14 protein-coding genes are annotated in these 19035 nt (G+C 67.4%); 5 read left to right on the top strand and 9 right to left on the bottom strand.

What is annotated here, in order from left to right; translation table 11 throughout:
- Nucleotides 1-57: 57 nt before the first annotated feature.
- The 6 genes from LSQ66_RS09575 to LSQ66_RS09550 form a co-directional block, all read right to left on the bottom strand.
- Complete coding sequence (locus tag LSQ66_RS09575; protein WP_231769550.1) at nucleotides 58-867, bottom strand: citrate synthase family protein; 810 nt, start codon at nucleotides 865-867, stop codon at nucleotides 58-60.
- Entirely contained in the window at nucleotides 864-1667 is an 804-nt protein-coding gene (locus tag LSQ66_RS09570) for a citrate synthase family protein (RefSeq protein ID WP_231769549.1), read from the bottom strand. The genes LSQ66_RS09575 and LSQ66_RS09570 overlap by 4 nt, the downstream gene beginning before the upstream one ends.
- A gap of 1 nt (nucleotide 1668) precedes the next feature.
- Nucleotides 1669-3504 carry a thiamine pyrophosphate-binding protein gene (locus LSQ66_RS09565; RefSeq protein WP_231769548.1) on the bottom strand — a complete coding sequence of 612 codons (1836 nt, stop codon included), beginning with the start codon at nucleotides 3502-3504 and terminating at the stop codon, nucleotides 1669-1671.
- 213 nt (nucleotides 3505-3717) lie between these two features.
- Entirely contained in the window at nucleotides 3718-7773 is a 4056-nt protein-coding gene (locus tag LSQ66_RS09560; RefSeq protein ID WP_231769547.1) for an EAL domain-containing protein, read from the bottom strand.
- 5 nt (nucleotides 7774-7778) lie between these two features.
- On the bottom strand, nucleotides 7779-8891 hold the full coding sequence (locus LSQ66_RS09555; protein WP_231769546.1) for an ABC transporter substrate binding protein: 1113 nt from the start codon (nucleotides 8889-8891) through the stop codon (nucleotides 7779-7781).
- Nucleotides 8892-8995: 104 nt separating this feature from the next.
- The gene (locus LSQ66_RS09550) at nucleotides 8996-9934 is read right to left on the bottom strand and encodes an ABC transporter substrate binding protein (RefSeq protein WP_231769545.1); all 939 of its coding nucleotides are present in this window, start codon (nucleotides 9932-9934) and stop codon (nucleotides 8996-8998) included.
- Between the two features lie 131 nt (nucleotides 9935-10065).
- Between LSQ66_RS09550 and LSQ66_RS09545 the strand changes: the two genes are divergently transcribed.
- The 4 genes from LSQ66_RS09545 (at nucleotide 10066) to LSQ66_RS09530 (ending at nucleotide 13252) form a co-directional block, all read left to right on the top strand.
- Entirely contained in the window at nucleotides 10066-10722 is a 657-nt protein-coding gene (locus tag LSQ66_RS09545; RefSeq protein WP_231769544.1) for a LamG domain-containing protein, read from the top strand.
- A gap of 85 nt (nucleotides 10723-10807) precedes the next feature.
- A complete protein-coding gene (locus LSQ66_RS09540) occupies nucleotides 10808-11542 on the top strand; it encodes a hypothetical protein (RefSeq protein ID WP_231769543.1) in 735 nt (244 codons plus the stop codon).
- Between the two features lie 65 nt (nucleotides 11543-11607).
- Nucleotides 11608-12849 carry an MFS transporter gene (locus tag LSQ66_RS09535; RefSeq protein ID WP_231769542.1) on the top strand — a complete coding sequence of 414 codons (1242 nt, stop codon included), beginning with the start codon at nucleotides 11608-11610 and terminating at the stop codon, nucleotides 12847-12849.
- A 1-nt stretch (nucleotide 12850) separates the two neighbouring features.
- Entirely contained in the window at nucleotides 12851-13252 is a 402-nt protein-coding gene (locus LSQ66_RS09530; RefSeq protein WP_231769541.1) for a hypothetical protein, read from the top strand.
- 3 nt (nucleotides 13253-13255) lie between these two features.
- Here LSQ66_RS09530 and LSQ66_RS09525 read toward each other — a convergent pair whose 3' ends face one another.
- Both LSQ66_RS09525 and LSQ66_RS09520 read right to left on the bottom strand, forming a co-directional pair.
- The gene (locus LSQ66_RS09525; RefSeq protein ID WP_231769540.1) at nucleotides 13256-14686 is read right to left on the bottom strand and encodes a PA domain-containing protein; all 1431 of its coding nucleotides are present in this window, start codon (nucleotides 14684-14686) and stop codon (nucleotides 13256-13258) included.
- On the bottom strand, nucleotides 14673-15713 hold the full coding sequence (locus LSQ66_RS09520) for a choice-of-anchor J family PEP-CTERM protein (RefSeq protein WP_231769539.1): 1041 nt from the start codon (nucleotides 15711-15713) through the stop codon (nucleotides 14673-14675). Before LSQ66_RS09520 ends, LSQ66_RS09525 begins: the two co-directional genes overlap by 14 nt.
- Nucleotides 15714-16120: 407 nt before the next feature.
- Between LSQ66_RS09520 and msbA the strand changes: the two genes are divergently transcribed.
- Nucleotides 16121-17941 (top strand): lipid A export permease/ATP-binding protein MsbA, encoded by a 1821-nt coding sequence (gene msbA, locus LSQ66_RS09515; RefSeq protein WP_231769538.1) that lies wholly within the window; start codon nucleotides 16121-16123, stop codon nucleotides 17939-17941.
- Here msbA and LSQ66_RS09510 read toward each other — a convergent pair.
- On the bottom strand, nucleotides 17938-19011 hold the full coding sequence (locus LSQ66_RS09510) for an AI-2E family transporter (protein ID WP_231769537.1): 1074 nt from the start codon (nucleotides 19009-19011) through the stop codon (nucleotides 17938-17940). The two genes, msbA and LSQ66_RS09510, sit on opposite strands and share 4 nt — an antisense overlap.
- Between the last annotated feature and the right edge of the window lie 24 nt (nucleotides 19012-19035).

Here is a 19035-nt window from a genome sequence, read left to right as displayed (position 1 = left end):
GAAATTCTTGCCTCATTGTAACGTGCACTTTCCGCAATTTGCACAGAAAATCCATCCTCAGCCCGTCTGGCCCCTCCAGGGGCGGGGCGGGAGTCCCGAATAGGCCACGCCTGAAACCGGTGTGGGAAAGATCGCGCCGGGCGGTTTTTCAGCGGCTTCCACTTGGCAAGGCGGCATGCCTGCTAGGAAAGTGGGGATGCGCAGCAGCTGGTACTCGCGTGCGGACAGGCCCATGTCCGCGATCAGGGCCGCGTGCAGGGCTGCGTAATTCATGCGCAGCTGGGAGTAGTGTGGCAACAACACTTTTTCCGTTTCGAAGGCGATGCGCAGGTGTTCGCCGCCGTCCAGGCCCAGTTTTTTCGCAATGCCCAGGACAACGGGAATGCGTTCGTCCGTCGAATTGATCGGGCGGCCGTAGCCGTATATGCGCTTGGCGCGCGCTTCGGCCAGCACCAGCTGTTCGAGATCCGCACCCTCGGCCACGCGCTGCACGGCCATCTGCAGGAAGCTGATGGCGCGCAGGCCCGCCAGCCCGCCGTAGACCTGGGCCTCGGACAGGGCCAGCCCGGCCACGATGCCCAGGTTCGCGCTGCTGCGCGTGCTGCCCGCCAGCGCGGCGACCCGGTTGTTCCACAGGCGCGCATCCGGATAGCTGGTGTTGACCCAGATGGCGTGCAGCAGTTCCACCTGGGCGGCGCTCAGGCGGCGGCCTGTGATGCCGAAGACATAGAGGTCCACCCAGTCCAGCGACTGCAGGTCGCGGTGCAGGTCGGCGCCACGGAAGACGGCGTGGCTGCCGGGATAGCAGGCGCCAACCTTCGTCACCAGCCTGCCCGCGTGCTCGCGCAGCAGTTCGGGGCCCTTCATGCGGCCTCCTGCAGTTCGACGGAATAGAAGGGGAATTGCTTGAAGCCGCCCGCGCTCTGTTCGAGGGCGTGGGCCGCCGCGCCGGGAAGGCGCAGCAGCAGGTAGAGCATTTCGCCCTCCTGCGGCGTGAAGCCCAGGTCGGAGAGGATGGCGGCTGCCGCGCCGCCGATGGCGAGCGGCAGGCCAATGGTTTCCTGCGCCGCGTCCAGGTTCGCCAGCAGCCACACGGTGCGCTCGCCCGCGCCCTTGTGCAGGGCCGCCGCCAGCAGCTGGCGCACGGCCAGCGGCGTGGAAACGCCGTGCGGGTCGAAGCCGGGGACATGGCCGCGCGCGGGCCAGACTTCGATGGTGGCATCCGGCGCCGGAACGGACCAGATGCGCCATGCGGCCAGGTCGGCGCCGCACTGCTGCCACATGGTCATGGCGTCGTGCACTTCACGTGCCCCGCCCACGCGGCCCGCGCCGACGGACAGCGCCGCGATCAGAGACGCGGCAGCGGTGGAACCGCCCACCGCGCCGCACATGGCGGCGTGCACCGAGGGGTCGCGCGGGCCGGGATTGGCCAGCGCCACCGCCAATGCTTCCAGCGTGTCGAGGGCGGCCGGGGGCGGCAGCTCCTGGCGCAGAAGGAGCCAGAGCATCTCCACCCAGCGGGCGTTGCCCACCATGGCGCCGAACACGTCATAGCCTCGGCAGAAGGCCGCGCGGGCCGCGAAGGCGTTGTCGTCCTCCGCTTCCTCGCGCCAGATGGCGGTGTGAATCAGGTCGCGCGGCGAGGGCGCGGGTGCATCCTTGGCCATCTCAGGCTCCGTCGTCCAGCAGCACGCGCAGGCGGCTGGCCATCGGCGGCACTTCCTCCGGATCGATATGCACGTCCAGCAGGGTCGGGCCGGGGTAGTTGCAGATGGCCTTGATGTCCAGCGCGTCCAGGTCGGCAGGCGAATGGATGGTGTGGGCGCGGCCGCCGAGGGCGCGCGCCAGCATGGCGAAGTCCGTCTTGGGCAGGGCGTAGCCGATCTGCTCTCCGCCACCCAGGCGCTGGCCGTGCTTCACCATGCCCAGGGCGCGGTCGTTCAGCACCACGAAGACCACGCACAGCTGCTCGGCCACGGCCACGGACAGCTCCTGGCCGCTCATGAGCATGCTGCCGTCGCCGGTGATGCAGACCACGGGAACGTCGGGATTGGCGGCCGCCGTGCCAACGGCGGCGCCGATGGCCCAGCCCATGGGAGCGAAGTGGCTGGTCAGGCGCAGCCAGCCGCCCGCGCTCTGGCGCTGGCCAAGGTCGCGCTTGCGGGCGCCGCCCAGGCGGCGTTCGCCGAGGCGGCGGTCCTGCGGCTGCAGGTAGTGGGCGGCCCAGGCCACGCTGTTGCCCGCGTCCGCGAAGAAGCGGGTGCTGTGCGGGAAGAGGCGGCTCAGGTCGCGCATCAGGCGCTGCGGCTTCACGGGCGCTTCTTCGCTCTTGAAGGCTTCGGGCGCGTCCAGCATGCTTTCCGGGTTCCAGTCCGGGGAGGGAACCGGGCGGACGGGCGCGCTGCCATGGTGGTCGTGCGAATATTCGACCAGGCGGCTGAAGATGGCATTCAGGCTGCCGCGCAGGTGGTGGCGCGCCATCGGCGTGCGCGCCAGGTGTTCCTCGGATTCGTCGACATGCACCAGGCGCTCGTTCAGCAGGCTGGTGTTCCAGCCGCCCGTGTTCCATTCGCCCATGCTGCAGCCGACGGCCACGATGGTGTCCACATCCGGATCGCGCAGGGCCATTTCGGCGCTGGCGTGGCCGCCGAAGCCGAACACGCCGCGGTACAGCGGATGCTGCGGGCTGACGAGGCCCTTGCCGTCCGGCGTGGTGACGAAGTGCGCACCCTTCAGGGCCGCGAACTGCAGGATGGAGTGGATGGAGTCGCCGCAGGCGCCGCCGATCAGGAAGACGCACTTGCGGCTGTCGGCCAGGATGGAGCGCAGTTTATCGATTGCGCGCTCATCTACCAGTTCGGCCGGAAGCAGCAGGCCGGAGAGGTCGTAGGACGGTTCCTGGCTCGCGCTCGGGCTGCGGAAGACGTCCACCGGCACGCTCAGGTGCACCGGGCCGCGCGGCGCGCGCATGGCGTGCTGCAGGGCGCTGATCAGCTTCCATTCCAGCTGCATGGCGTGCGACACGAGGGAGTTGTAGCGCGTGCAGTGGCGGAACATGCCCATCACGTCGATGCCCGTGCAGGCCGATTCCTGCAGGCCGTGCTTGCCGAAGGAGGGCAGCGCTGGCTGGCCGGTGATGACCAGCAGGGGCACGTCGTTCCCGTAAGAGGTCGCGACAGCCGTGATCAGGTTCGTCGCGCCGGGGCCGGAGGTGGCCACGCAGACGCCGATCTTGCCCGTTTCGCGGGCATAGCCGTCGGCCATGAAGGCGGCGCCGGCTTCGTGGCGCGCCACGATGTGGCTCAGGTTTCCGCCGCGGCGCTGGTTGCGCGCAATGGCGTTGTACAGGGGTTCAATGGCGCCGCCGGGAATGCCGAACACATAATCGATGCCCAATTGTTCGAGATAGGCGACCACCAGGTCTGCCATATCCATCGGCGCTGCGGTGTTCAAGATGCTTTTTTGCGGGAGCAGCGAGCGCTCCAGCGCAGTCTGGTCAAACATGCGAAATCCTTACGATAGCTGCCGCGCGATGGGCTGGGCGTGGCATTGTGGAAAACTCAGTTGTTTAAGAGCAAATTGTTGCAGTGCAGAATTCTATCCGATTCTCACGCACTTTTGGTAATTATTTGTAAGAATGCTCCTACACACTTGCAAGTAACTAGTGGTAAAAAGCCCCCCGCGCAGGACGCGCAGGGGGCTGCCGCCAGAGGGAAATCAGGCGCGGAGAGGGAGGGGTTCGTGGCCGCGCACCAGCTGTTCGAACTGGTCGGCGGGGATGGCGGGACTGAGGTGGTAACCCTGCAACAGGTCGCAGCGGCGGGCCTGGAGGAAGTGCAGCTGGGCAGGCGTTTCCACACCTTCGGCCACCACTTCCAGGCGCAGGCTGTGGGCGAGCGCGATGATGGCGGTGACGATCGCCACGTCGTCCGCATCCTGCGGCACGTCGCGCACGAAGGAGCGGTCGATCTTGATGATGTCGACCGGGAAGCGCTTCAGGTAGGAGAGCGAGGAATAGCCGGTGCCGAAATCGTCGATCGACAGGCGCACGCCGAGGTCGCGCAGGCCGTGCAGGGCCTGAAGGGTGTCCTGCGCGTTCTCCATCAGCGTGCTCTCGGTGATTTCCAGCTCCAGCAGCTGGGGCGGCAGGCCGGTCTCGGAAAGAATCGCGCTCACGGTGGCGGCAAAGTCCTTCTGCAGCAGCTGGCGCACCGACAGGTTGACGGCCACGCGCAGCGGCGGCAGGCCCTGCGCAATCCAGCGCTGGAGCTGGGCGCAGGCCGTGCGCAGCACCCAGTCGCCCAGAGGGTTGATGAGGCCCGTCTCTTCGGCGAGCGGAATGAATTCGGCGGGGGGAACCATGCCGCGCGTCGGGTGGCGCCAGCGTACCAGCGCTTCCATGGCCACGATGCGGCCCTGGTCCAGCGTGGCCTGCGGCTGGTAGAACACTTCCAGCTGGCCCACTTCCAATGCGCGCCGCAAATCGCTTTCCATGCGCACGTGCTCCGTGATGGACTGCTCCATCGAGGCCTCGTAGAACTTGAAGCCGGTGTTGGTGCGCTTGGCGCGGTACATGGCGCTGTCCGCGTGCTTGACGAGGGTGGCCACATCGGCGCCGTCGTGCGGATACATGGCGATGCCCACGCTGCTGGTCACGAAGATGTCGTGGCCGTCGATCTGGAAGGGCGCGGCCAGGGCGTGGCATATGTTGTGGGCAGCGGTGGCCGCTGCGGCCGGGCCATCCAGGTCGCCCAGCACCACGGTGAATTCGTCGCCGCCCAGGCGGGCCACGGCGTCCACATTGCGCACGCTGTGGCGCACGCGCTGGGCGACGGCCACCAGCAGGCGGTCGCCCACGTCGTGGCCCAGGTTGTCGTTCACGTACTTGAAGCGGTCCAGGTCCATGAACAGCACGGCGAGCTGTGTGCCGGTGGCCTGTGCGTGTTCGATGCCCTGGCCCAGCAGCTCGAAGAAGAGGGTGCGGTTCGGCAGGCCGGTGAGCAGGTCGTTGTAGGCCAGGTGGCGGATGCGCTTCTCGGCGCGGTTGGCCTCGATGATGCGGCGCACGCGCTGCGACAGCACGGCGTAGTGGATAGGCTTGGGAATGTAGTCGCTGGCGCCTGCCGCGAAGGCGCGCTCCACGGAGCTGTTGTCCTGCAGGGCGGTGATCATCAGCACGGGAATGGCGCTGCCGCCGGGCAGTTCCTGCAGGCGCGCGCAGGCGGCAAAGCCGTCCATCACCGGCATCACCGCGTCCATCAGGATCACGTCGGGCTGGCAGCGCTTGAGCATGGCCAGGGCCTCGGCGCCGTCGGACGCCTCCTCGACGCGGAAGCCGTCGCGCTGCAGCGTATGGCGCAGGGTGCTGCGGGTGCTGCGGTCGTCGTCCACGATCAGCACGTGGGCCTGTTCGGCCATGGGCACGTCGGCATCCTGGCTCACTGCTTCCACTTCCGTGCGGAGGAAGTCTTCGACATCCAGGCAGGCCGTGCGCAGGCTCGGGAGCAGCGGCTCGATCAGCGCCAGCTGGCGTTCGATGGCAAGCTGCTCCGCCTGCTGGGCGAGGGCCGCCAGCACGCGCGCGCCAAGATTGCCCGCCGCGCCTTTCAAGGCGTGGGCGCGGGCGCGGGCGGTCTCGGTGTCTCCCGCCTGCACGGCCTGGGCCAGTTCCGCGAAGTAGATCGGCGAGTCTTCGAGGAAGGGGGTGACGGCATGCGGCAGGGCAGGGCCGAGGATCTCGCGCAGCTTGTCGAACACCGCCCGGTCCACGATGGTATGCGGATCGCCGGCTGCCGGCTCCTCGGCGGCTGGCGCAGGGACGGGGGGCGCCGGCACGCGCGCCAGCGCGCCGCCATGGGGCAGCCAGCGTTCGAGCTTGCGCCGCAGTTCCACCAGGGTGATGGGCTTGGCCAGGTAATCGTCCATGCCGGCGGCCAGGCATTTCTCAGCGTCGCCGCGCTGGGTATTGGCCGTCATGGCCACCAGAGGCGTGCGCCGGCCGAGCGATTCCTCCAGCGCGCGGATATGGGCCGTGGCTTCATAGCCATCCATCTCCGGCATGCTGCAGTCCATGAGGATCAGGTCGAAGCGGCCGCGCTGGGCCGCTTCCACGGCCTCGCGCCCGTTGGAGGCGAATTCGCATACGCAGCCGTTCATGGACAGCATGCCCGCGGCCACCATCTGGTTGGTGCGGTTGTCCTCGGCCACGAGCACGCGGAACTGCTGGGCGGGGGCGCGGGGCGCCGCCGACGCGGGCAGCGCAGGCGCGGCTTCCGGCTGGATCTCGGCGGCGCGGCAGGCGATGGTGAAGACGAAGGTGGTGCCCATGCCCGCGGCGCTGCTCACCGAAATCTGCCCGCCGAGCAGGGAGACCAGCTGCTTGCAGATCGCCAGGCCCAGGCCCGTGCCGCCGAAGCGGCGCGTGGTGGAGGGGTCGGGCTGCACATAGGATTCGAAAAGGTGCTGCTGCACCTGGGGGCTCATGCCGATGCCCGTGTCGCGCACTTCGAAGCGCAGGGTCATGGAGTCGTCGGCTTCGGGCGAGGCGTTGACGCGCACGGCCACTTCGCCGCGTTCCGTGAACTTCACGGCGTTGCCCAGCAAGTTGATGAGGATCTGGCGCAGGCGCAGCGCGTCGCTGTGCACGCCCGGCGGCACTTCCGGAGCCAGCTCGAAGCCGATGGCCACGCCTTTCTGCTGCGCGGGCCGGGCCACGAGTTCGATCACGTCGCCCAGCAGCTTGCGCAGGTCGAAGTCCGCCTCCTGCAAGGCCAGCTTGCCCGCTTCCATCTTGGAGAAGTCGAGGATGTTGTTGATCAGTTCAATGAGGGTGCGCGACGCGTTCCAGGCCACGTCCACGAATTCCTGCTGGCGCGTATTGAGCTGGGTTTCCTTCAGCATGTCCAGCATGCCCACCACGCCGTTCAGCGGGGTGCGCACCTCGTGGCTTACGGTGGCCGCGAACTGCGCCTTCATCTGGGCCATGTTCACGGCAGCGTCGCGCGATTCCTTCAGTTCCGCCTCGCGCTGTTCCAGCACGTTCATCATCTGGTTGAAGGCGTGGGCCATGTCGATCAGTTCCAGCGGACCGGCCGCCTCGGCGCGCAGGCGCGATTCGCCGCCGCGCGCGCGGCGCATCAGGTTCGACAGCGCCTGCAGGGGATGGGTCATGCGGCGCGTGAGGAAGCGCACCAGCACCAGCAGGATCACGGCGAAGGACAGGGTGATGGCGAGGTTGCCCAGCATGAGGGAGCGGGTGAGGGTGTTCAGCGTGCCCTTGCCCACCTGTACATGGACGTAGCCGAGCAGCTGCGCCTGGCGCTCCTGCATTTCGAAGGGCGAGCTTTCGGCCTGGCCGCTGTAGACGGGCGCGCCGAACAGCCATGCCTCGCCGTTCTCGCCGACCAGGGCCGGACGGGAAGGCGCGCTGTCGGCCTGCGGCTTCACGATCCAGGCGCCTGCGCGCGCCTGGGACAGCAGCACGCGGTGCTTGGCATCGACGATCTGCACGCCCGTCACGTCCGGGAAGGACAGCGTGCTGCCCACCACGTCGCGCGCGTTTTCAGAGGAGTGGTAAAGCAGCGCGAGGGTGCTCTGCTTGGCGAAATTGTCGGCGATGCGCTGTCCCTGGTTCAGGAAATAGTCGCGCATGCGGTCGCTCGCCTGCCAGGAGTTCATCACCGACGAGAAAACCGCCAGCACGATGATCGCCGCCGAAACGATGACGGTGAGCTGGCGGCCGAAGCCCGTCCTTCGCAGATAGTGTTTCAGCATGGCGTTCAAGGCTGGGGGAACACGAAGTCGAAGCTGCGCTGCTGCTGGTAGCCGATCTGCAGGCCGACGTGGCTGGCCGTGCGCAGATTGATTGCCGTTTGCAGCGTGCGGGAGGGCGAGAGGCCGTTGCCGCCCCGCTTGCGCGGCTCGCTCATGAGACTGATGGCCGAACTGGCGAGGGTGCGGCCCATCTCCACATTATTGGGCACCATGGCGAACAGGGCGCCTTTCTTCACATGCAGGACATTGCTGGAAAAGAGCGGCACGCCGCTGTTCCAGGTTTCGCGCAGCACGAGGGGAAGAATGGTGCTTTCCTCCACCGTGGTGCTGTCGTGCGGGAGCCAGACGGCGTCGCGCCGCGCGTCGGCCGCGGCGATCAGGGTGGGATAGAGCTGGGCGGCGCGCGCCATGTCCCCCGCCACGTAGGCTGCCAGCTCCAGGCCTTGGCTGCGCGCCGCTTCGCGCGCCAGCTTGATCAGCCATTCGCTGTTCTTCGGGTTGTAGACCACGATCACGCGCTTCAGGTCCGGCAGCAGGGAATGCAGGCGGGCGAAAAGCAGGGCGGGATCGGGCGTGAGGCTGATGCCCGCCACGTTCTCCGCGTCGGAAAGCAGCAGCACGCCGCCCACCAGCACGGAGATTTCGCGGTCCAGGCCCGCGGTGGCGCTCAGGCCCTGGCGGCCCAGCGCGATCACGACCTTGGTGCCGTTCTGCTTGAGGGTGGAGTTCAGCTCCGCCGAGTCCACCCGGGTGTCCACGGGATAGCTGCGCACCGGCAGGCGCGTGCGCTCCTCGATGCCCTGGATCATGCTGATGAAGGCGGCGCGGAAAGGCATGTCCACGTTCGGATAGAGCACGGCGATGGTTCCCTTGCCGATGGAAGCCTGCACGTCGGGCCGGCGCAGCTGGTCTTCCAGCTGGGCCAGGGTAATGGGTCGCACGTCGCCGCGCAGCGGCAGCTGGTCGAAGCCGGATTCAAAGGCGAACAGCGCCGCCGTCATGCGCGCGTCGCCGGGAAAGGCGGGCAGTTCCGTCGTTGTGGGTACTGCAGTGGCCGCATGCGCGGACGCCGCCACCGCTGCCGCCAGTACCACCGCGGCACGGCGCAGAGCGCCCATAAAACTTGTTTTCTTGATCATAAATTTTCGATGCCGCCTTGCTAACTACAGCTAGTATATTCGCTTCAGTAGCCACAAAGAAATATTTGTGCGGGATAGCCACACTATGGGAAGACAGCGTCGAAAGAACGTTGCTGCTCAGCATCAACCCGCAGGCCGATATGGCTGGCCGTCCTTGCATTGAAGGCCAGGCGGACGGCCCGCAGCGGCGCCAGGCCATGCTGGCGGTCCCCGTTCAGGGCCAGCGCGGCGAGGTCGCGGCCCAGGGCCACGTTGTTGGGATAGAGGGCGAAGAGCACGCCCTTTTTCACGTGCAGCATGCTGCTCGAGAAGAGCGGCACGGCACGCTCCCACGATTCGCGCAGCACCAGGGGCAGCACGGTGGCCTCGTCGGCGCCGATGCTGTCCTGGGGCAGCCAGACCGCGTCGCGCCGGCCGTCGGCGGCGGCGAACGCGGCTTCGTAGCGGCGCACGGCGCTGGCCAGGTCGGGCGCCTCGTAGCCCGCCAGCTCCAGGCCCTGGCTGCGCGCCGCCTCCTTCGCCAGGCGCACGCTGGCGCCGCTTTGCTGGGGATGGAAGACAACGATCACGCGCTTCACGCCGGGAACGAGATTGCGCAGGGAGGAGAAGAGCAGGGCAGGGTCCGGCATGAGACTGATGCCCCGCCATTTTCCCTCTTCCGGGACACTGGCGATGCCGCCTACCACGAGCACGGCGGGATCGAGGGCGCTGGCCGCCTTCAGTCCCTGGCGGCCCAGGGCGATGACGATGCGCCCGCCGTTGCGCTTCATGGCCGACTGCAGCTCGGCCGTGTCCGTGCCGCTGCTCACGGGAATGGCCACCACGCGGCTGCCGGGATACTCCTCGATGCCCTGCACGATCTCGTTGAAGATCTTGCGGTAGGGGTCGCCGATATCCGGGAACAGCACGGTCAGCAGCTCGCCCGGCGGCGCCGCCAGGGCGCGGCACAGCGGTCCCAGTCCCAGCAGGCTGAGCAGGATGGCTGGCCTCAGGCGTGAGGCTGGCTGAACGGGTTTGTCCAAGTCAAATAACATAAGCGGCTGGGTTCGGGCAGCTGCCAGTGTAGCGTTCCGCTGATCTTTTTGCAGAAAAAGTTGCTGATGGGCATTGGTATACTTGTTATAGTCCATCGATCATCAAAGGACAGGCCCCCATGAAAAAAATGCTTCTGCTGGCCGCGCTGCTCGCCGGGCAGGCTGTGGCAAATACGCCCGACCCGCTGCTGCAGCTGCCTCGCACCCTGATCAATGTCCGTGCCGAGCCGGCCATGCTGGAAGGGCGCAGCGCCCTGCGCGTGAGCGACACGCTGCCGCCGCGCAGTCCTGAAAACACGCGCATGGTGCTGCTCGAACTGCCTTTTACCGACGGGGAGATCGAACTGGACATGGCGGGCGAGGTGCTGCCCACGGCCTCCGCCGATGCGCGCGGCTTCGTGGGCCTGGCCTTCCGCGCGGCGGGCGGCGAGCGCTACGAATACTTCTACCTGCGCCCCTCGAATGCGCGGGCGGACGACCAGGTGCGGCGCAACCACACCCTGCAGTACGCCGCCCATCCCGGCTATCCCTGGGAAGTGCTGCGCAAGCAGTGGCCGGAGCGCTACGAGTCCTATGCCGACATGCAGCCCGGGCGCTGGGTACACGTGCGCGCCGTGGTGCAGGGCGGCAGCGCACGCTTCCATATCAACCATGCGGAACAGCCCAGCCTGGTGGTCGGCGACCTGAAGCTGGGGCAGGGCGGCGGCACGGTGGGCCTGTGGGTGGGGCCGGGCACCCTGGCGCATTTCGCGGGCCTGAAGATCACGCCCCGCTAGCCTTGCAACATCTTGTTACGAAGTTCAGCCGCTGCCTGAGAGATTCCACGCATTTCTAAGCGGACAGAAGCGTTAGAATCCGCCAATGCGAATTCCCGCGCTCATCCTGCTGGCCGCCGCCAGCGCCGCCGCTTACGCCGCCGGGCCCGCCCCGCGCCTGTGGGAGGCGGTGCGCCCCAGCGATCCCGGCCTGCATATCTATGTGCTGGCCGCCACCGCCCACGGGCTGCCGCTGGAATACGACAGCTATTTCGACAACGTGGTGCTGCCCGCCTTTTCGCAGGCCGAAGTGCTGCACTATGAAGGGGCGGGCGGCCTGCCTCCCGACGCCTATCCTCCCTGCGCTCCCGGCCTGCGCGCCCAGGACGAGGCCGTGCGCGGCCCCGGCCAGGGCGCCGTGGCCTTCGCCCTGCGCGAGCGCCGCCCCCAGATGCGGGTGGCCGACCTCGACCCTGTGCCCCTCCCGGGCATGAGCTACTGCAGCATGGGCCGCGGCCGCATCGCGCTGGCGCCGCTGGCGGGAAGCGAGCCCAGGAGCAGCCAGGCGGAGCTCGCGGCGCTGGCGGAGGGCGAAGCGCCCCCAGGCCTGGACCCCGCCGCCATCTGCCCCCGCAACGCCCGCTGGCTGCGCACCCTGAGCGGCCTGCGCGACGGCCGTACCCACTTCGTCGTGGCCGACGTGCAGCATGTGCGGGACGTGGAAGCGCCTGCCGGCCGCTGCCGCGGCATCCTGAACGGCCTGCTGGAGGCCGGCTTCGTGGTGTGGCCTGTCGCCGAGTTCCGTCCCATCGCCGAGTACCGGCCCCTTCCCAAACCCTGACGCGCTCCCCGCTGGACGAAGCGGCCTCCGCCCGGCAACAATGTGGGTTTGAGACAAGGAGTGCTATGGGCAAGGCAGTACGGCGGCGCATGCTGGCCATTCTTGCGGTCACGCAGATCGCATCCTGGGGATCGCTGTACTACGGCATCGCCATCCTCGGCCCCGCCATCGCCGCCGAAATGGGCTGGCGCAACGAACTGGTGTACGGCGCCTATTCCTGGAGCCTGGTGCTGTCCGGCCTGGCCGCCTCGCCCGCCGGCGCCTTGCTGGACCGCATCGGCGGGCGCAAAGTCATGGGCGCCGGTTCGGTGCTGGCCGCCATCGGCATGCTGCTCCTCGGCCTCAGCCATTCGCTGTGGCTGTACTTCCTGGCCTGGTCCGTGCTCGGCTTCGCCATGGCGGCGACGCTCTACGAGGCGGCCTTTGCCGCCATCAACCGCGAGTTCGGCCTGGAAGCGCGCAAGCTCATTTCCAACCTTACCCTGTTCGGCGGCTTCGCCAGCACGGTGTTCTGGCCCCTGACCCTGCAGCTGGACGGCCTGCTCGGCTGGCGCAATACCTGCCTGGCCTATGCCGCCATGCACCTGCTGCTCTGCCTGCCCCTGCACCTGCTGCTGCCTGCCGGGCCGGGCCACGTGCATCACGCTGCGTCCGCCGCGCCGGGGCAGGGGAGCCAGGGCGACTTCAGCCTGCAGGAGGCGCTGGCCCATCCTTCCTTCTGGCAGCTGGCGATCGCCTTCGCCATCAATTCCCTGATCTTCTCGGGCCTGGCGGTGCACCTTATTCCGCTGCTCAAGGGTTTCGGCCACGCCGATACCATGGCGGTGGCCCTCGCGGCCCTGATCGGCCCGGCGCAGGTGGCGGGGCGCATCGCCGAGCGCGTGTTCTTCCATGCCGCGCCGCCCGAGCATATCGGCCGCTTCGCCTTCGCGGCCCTGCCTTTCGGCCTGCTGGCCCTGCTGTGCCTGAGCGCCAGCATGTCGGCGGCCGCCTTGTTCTGCCTGCTGCTCGGCGCCAGCAACGGCATTCTCACCATCGTGCGCGGCACCGTGCCCCAGGCCCTGTACGGGCGCACGCACTACGGCGCCATCGCCGGGGCCATGGCCAGCCCGACCCTGGGGGCGCGGGCGGCGGGGCCGCTCCTGCTGGCGGCGCTGCTGGGCGCCCACACGCCCGCGGGCGGACTGCTGGCGGCCTGCCTCGGCCTGGCCGTGCTGTCGCTGCTGCTCTACCTGTCGGCGGCGCGGCGCAGCGTCCTGCAGGCCGGCAGGCGGCGGGCTATGATGGACCCTTCTTCAGGAGATTGATATGCACGATCCCGTAACCCTTCGCGCCAGCCTGCAGCACCTGAGCAAAACGGCGCGCCGCCTGCACAAGGCCATGCTCGATGTCGAGACCCAGTACTTCGGCGCCGTGGGCGGCGTGCTGGAACACCTGCAGCTGGTGACGAAGCACCCGCATTTCGCGTGGCTGCAGAAGCTTTCGGGCCTGATGGTGGAAGTGGACGAGAGGCTGGACGAGGAGGATGCGGTGGATGCGGAAACGGCGGCGCGCTTCCGTACGGCTTTCGAGCTGCTGGTGGGGCCGCGTCCCGCCATCGATGAGGATTTCCGCAAGCGCTACAACGCGCTGCTGCAGGATGCGCCGGAGATCGCCATGGCGCATGGCGCCTTGAGGGCTGCGCTGGCGCAGTTGCCGGCGCAGCCCTGAGTCTTACCAGCCGATATCCTTCAGCAGCGGCAAGGTGAGGTCGATTGGCGGCTCGACCTCATGCGTCAGGTCCTCGTTGATCGCAGGTTCCATCAGCTGGTTACGGCGGGTGGCCGTGGTGTAGTGCGACACCGAGGAGCCTCCCTGGTAGGGATTCGGCGCATACATCAGCACCCGCCCTGCCGGATCGGTGCCTGCCATGCGGGTCGGATCCAGGGTCAGGGTGGCGATGACGCCCGAGGCCGTGCGCGAACGCTTGGCCAGGGCGGCGCGCAGGGCCTGGCCGTCGGCCTGGCTGATGCGCACGGACGGAATCGTCACGGTCGGGTCGGCGCCGCTCATGCCTGCCGGGGTGCCGGGCGCATTGTCCGCCACGATCATGGCGATCGCACCCGCGGCCTGCACGTTGGCGGCCTTCTGCACGAAGGGGCAGCCGCCGCGGTCCACCAGGGCCACATTGCCCTGTACGGAACGGATGTTGATGGAGTTGAGCGGCGAGCACGCGAGGCCGGTGCCGTTGGCCTGGTCCACCACCGGCATCAGCTGGCCCGAGACGGGCGGATGGCCGACCGGGTTGCCGAAGGCCGCATCGCCGTACTGCTTGTCACCAGCCGTGGCGCCCGCGGCAGGTCCGCTGATGTTGACCACGCCCAGCTTGTCCAGCACCTGCGGCGCGGACTGGGTCACGAGCGCGCCGCCCCAGGCCAGCTTGTCCACGCTCAGCGCCGAAACCGCGCGTTCGGCGGGGGTGCTCTGGGTCCAGGTCTTGTTCAGGGCCACATCGGTCAGGTAGTGGTCCCACACCGAGGGATGGCCGGGATCGCCGGGCGCGGCGTCGAAGTATTCGCCCGTGGATCCGTCGGTGAAGGTCTGGAAGCCCAGGCCGTGGCCCATTTCGTGCAGCAGCACGGCAACGAAGTCCACGTTGTTGCCTTCGTTACCGTCCAGGCCCAGGTAGAAGTACCTGCCCGCCAGGCAGTCCGGCTCGCCCAGGCGGGAGTTGAAGCGCGCCCGGATATGGGCCTCGCTGGAGACCTCATCCCCATAGAGCTTGGCGGTCAACGCGCCGGGATACCAGGTGCCCGGCAGCGGGGCCCCGGGGAAATCGTAGAAGATCTCCATCGCGCCCGCGGAACCGAGCACGGCGCTGGTAGCGGTGCAGGTGCGCGGCTCGAAGCTGGCCTTGATGCGGATCGGCACAGGGCTAGTCAGCTTGGAACCCCAGATATTGGCGGCATAGGTGAAAGCGTACAGGCGCTGCGCGCCCAGGGTGGTGCCGGGGTTGCCGCCGATCGGGGCGACCGGCGTGGGGTCGTTGAAGCCCTCGCCAGGCGCGTTCATGTTGATGATCTGGATCGTGGCGGCCTGTGCGGCGCCAAAGGCGAGCAGCAGGGCGGCTGCGCCGCAGCTCAGGGCAAACTTATTGTGCTTCATAGCGGGCCTCCTTGGCTTGCGCTTTGGAAGCGCGCTTGTTCACGAACTCGGTGGCGGCTTTCTCGCCCACGACGCAGGCTTCGCTCAGGCTGCCGTCGGCGTTGGCCTGGACCACGGAGAATACGGCCTGGTTTTCCACATTGGCGAAACGCATGCCGCGCGCGTTGACCTTCACCTCCGGCGCTTTGCCCGTGCCGCCCGCCGAGAAGGCGGATTCCGGCACTTGCTGCGGCACCAGCTGGCGGAACTCGGCGTCGGTTGGTGCGCGCAGTTTGCCGGTCTCCGCATCCTTCACCACCACCATGCCATGCTGCTGCGGACCGGCGGCCATGGCGCCCTGCGACATGCCAAGGGCGGCCAGCGCAATGCCGGCGCCGGCGACGCGGCGGCCCTTGCGGCGCAGCAGGCCGAGACCGGCCAGGCCGACGCCCAGCATCAGCCAGGAAGTGGGTTCGGGCACGGCGGCGATGCTGACGCTGTCGATGCCGATGTAGGAGGCGTTCTCGGCCAGGCCCGCATAGTGGAAGGCGAAGCGCCCGGTGCCGCTGCCGCTGACATTGGCCACGTACTCCGTCCAGCCGCCCGGGTAGGTGCTGCCGCCGCCCACCGTCAGCAGGGTGGTGGTGAAGCCGCTGACGTCCGTGCCGCCGCCCGCGCCGAACATCACGTGCAGGGTGTCGTTGAAGCCCTGCTCGGCCGAATTGCGGGTGAGGAAGCGCAGCTGGGCCGTGCCGTTCACGGTGAACTCGGGTGTGATGAGCCAGTTGTCGACGACCGTGCTGCTCATGCTGGCAGACAGGAAGTTGGCGGCGATATACGAGTTCGCCGCGCCCGCGGCAGCGTTGAAGATGCCGCTATTTCCCTGGAACCAGGACTCGCCGGCGGGATCGCCATTGTACAGGGCCCAGCCGCTGAGGCCGGCGACATTGTCGAAGCCTTCGCTCAGGGAGCTCGGCGGTGCGTCGGCGTAGGCGCTGGCCGAGATCGTCAGCGCAGCGCTAGCAAAAAGTGAGAGGAACGTTTTCATTGGTTCGCTTTCGTTTGGACAGTGGAGGGAGGCAACATGTAACAAATTGCAAGACGAGTATATGCCTGAAATGTTGTTGATGAGCTAACGCACTGTTGAGTTTCCTCATATTTTTTGCAACCGTGACGATTATGCAACGTGCCAATAGGAAAGCTTTTAAATCAATGATTTACGGAAATTTCTAATGGGAAAAGAATGCGAATGGAGAGCAAGCGGGACTGATGTCCAGTTTGTTTCTGAAGCGAATGAATTGTTAAATCGAGGAAGCCTGCGGCGTGTGGCGCCCGGGAGCATGAGGCCCGCTGATCTCGGGCGAAATCAGCCAGGCCACCGTGGGATATGCCCAGTTCTTGTTCCGCTGCGGAAGGCAGGTACAATGCTGCCTTTCCCGATCACTCGCCAAGCCCGTGCAAAGCCGCCAACTGTACTTCCGACTGCTGAAGGAATTCCTTCCATATAAAGGCGTCCTGCTGGCGACCCTGGCCGCCGTGGCGGTTGCCGCGCTCACGGATGTGATGCTGATCCGCCAGCTGCAGAACGTGGTGGACACCATCGGCACACAGGTCGGCACCCACCATGCGCCGCCGGGCGGCGTGCTGGCTGTGCTGGCAGGGTGGGTGGACCGCCTGCTGCCCGTGCACGGCGGCGATGCCGTGCTGTGGGCCATCCCGGCCATCATCATGGCGCTCGCGCTGCTGCGCATGGCGAGCAGCTTTTCGGGCGACTACGGCTCCTCGTGGCTGAGCAACCGGGTGCAGGCCAATCTGCGCGAGCAGATGTTCGCCCGCATCCTGCGCCTGCCGAACAATTACTTCGACCAGTCCTCTACCGGCACCACGCTGTCGCGCGTGACCTTCGACGCAAACCAGGTGGCGCAGGCGGGCCTGAATGTGCTGAATGTGGCCGTGCGCGATTCGGTGGCGACGGCGGGCTACCTGATATCGCTGTTCGCCATCGACTGGCAGCTGGCTGTGTTCTGCCTGGCGCTGCTGCCGCTTGTGTCGTCCGTGGTGATCTTCGCGGGACGCCGCATGCGGCGCCTCAGCGAAGGTGCGCAGCACGCAATGGGCGAGCTGACGCGCGTGCTGGACGAGAGCATCGGCGGCCAGCGCGTGGTGAAGATCTTCGGCGGCCAGCGCTATGAGCAGAAGCGTTTCGACGAGGTGGTGAAGCTGAACCGCCAGCTCGCCGTCAAGCACGCATCCACGGCGGCCATGAACTCCGGCATGATCATGATGCTGGTGGGCGCCACGCTGTCGGCAGTGATTTATTTCGCGCTGATCCGCTCGCGCGCGGGCGCGCTGTCGCCGGGCGCTTTCGTGGCCTTCATCACCTGCCTGATGTCCATGCAGGGGCCGATCAAGAACCTCACGAAGATCAATGAGCCGCTGCAGCGGGGGCTCGCGGCCGCCAAGTCGGTGTTCGGGCTGATCGATGCTCCCATCGAGGCCGACACCGGCACGCTCACGCTGGAGCGCGCCCAGGGCCGCATCCAGCTCGAAGGCGTGGCCTTCCGCTATGGCGTGCAGGACCCGGATGCCGCGCCCGCGCTGCGCAATGTGTCGCTCGACATCGCGGCAGGCGAAACGGTGGCCCTGGTGGGCGGCTCCGGCAGCGGCAAGACCACGCTGGCCAGCCTGCTGCCGCGCTTCTATGACGTGACCGGCGGCCGCATCCTGCTCGATGGCGTGGACCTGCGCGAGTACCGGCTGGATGAACTGCGCAAGCAGATCGCGCTGGTGAGCCAGGATGTGGTGCTGTTCAACGATACCCTGGCCGCAAATATCGCTTACGGCGATCCTGCCCCGGACCAGCAGCGTGTCGAGGCGGCGGCCCGCGCGGCCTATGCGCACGAATTCATCGAACGCCAGCCGCAGGGCTATCAGACCGGGGTGGGCGAGAACGGCCTGCGCCTTTCAGGCGGCCAGCGGCAGCGCCTCGCGATTGCGCGCGCGCTGTACAAGGACGCGCCCATCCTGATCCTGGACGAGGCCACCAGCGCCCTCGATACGGAATCGGAACGCCAGGTGCAGGCTGCGCTCGAGCGGCTGATGAAGGGCCGTACCACCGTGGTCATCGCGCACCGCCTGTCCACCATCGAAAACGCGGACCGTATCGTCGTGATGAACAGCGGCGCCATCGCGGAGCTGGGCACGCATGAGGCGCTGCTGGCGCATGGCGGCATCTACGCCCGCCTGTACCAGACCCAGAAGCAGCTGGACAGCTAGTCTTCGCGCTGCGAGGGCGTACGCACCGGATCGCCCAGCACATCCTGTACGTACAGCATGGATACCAGCACGGCCAGCACCGCCGTCAGCGGCGTGGCCAGCGCCACGCCAGCCATGCCGAACAGGGCGCCGAACAGCAGCTGCATCACAATGGTCAGTGCGGGCGGCAGCGACACCGTACGCTTTTCGATCAGCGGCGAAAGCAGGTAGCCTTCCACCAGCTGTATCGCTCCGAACAGCGCCACCACATAGAGTGCGAGCGCGGGGCTGTCGGAGAAGGCGATCAGCACGGCCGGAACGCCTGCCATCAAAGGTCCCAGATAGGGAATGAAGTCGAGCAGGCCGGCGATCAGGCCCAGGATCATCGCCAGCGGAACGCCGAGCAGGCTCAGTCCCACTCCCGAAGCCACGCCCACCACCAGCATGGATACGGCTTTGCCCACCAGCCAGCGCGCCAGCGTGCGGCCGATTTCGTCCAGCACTTCGCGAGCGCGGGCACGGTGCCGCTTCGGCACCAGCGTCACGAGACCATCGATATAGAGGTAGGGCTGGGCGGCAAAGTAGACGCCCACGAAAAGGATGATGACCACATTGCCCAGGGCGCCCAGCAGGCCAGTGAAGAAGAGGCCCGCGTTCGGCACCATCTGGGCGATCTGCTTCTGCATCTGCTCGGGAGAGGGCATGCCCGTCATGAGGCGCTTCAGGAGGGGCTGCTGTTCGACCGCATCGTGCAGGCGCTTGAGCGCTTCGGGCACGGCGTCCGCCAGCTTGTCCGCCTGCTCGCCGACGTGAGGCGCCGCGAGCCATCCGAAAAGGCCCAGGGCCAGCAGCAGCGCGGATACCACCAGGGCCAGGGACCACTGGCGGCGCAGGCGGAGGCGCCGCTGGAGCATCTTGCTCAGTTCAAAGAGCAGCACGGCGAAGAGTATGCAGGCGAATACCAGCAGCAGCGCGTCGTAGGCATACCAGACGGCGGCCAGCGCCAGGATGGCGAGGATGCCGATGCCGTCCACCAGCGCGACGCGGCGCATGAAACGGCGTTCTTCGGGTTTCTGGGTATTGTCGTTCATGCCACAATCATGGCCGATCCGGCG

It is taken from the genome of Massilia endophytica (assembly GCF_021165955.1).
In the GTDB taxonomy this organism is placed as follows: domain Bacteria; phylum Pseudomonadota; class Gammaproteobacteria; order Burkholderiales; family Burkholderiaceae_D; genus Rugamonas; species Rugamonas endophytica.
The sequence above is the reverse complement of the archived record's forward strand: the minus strand, read 5'-3'. Positions and strand labels throughout refer to the sequence as shown.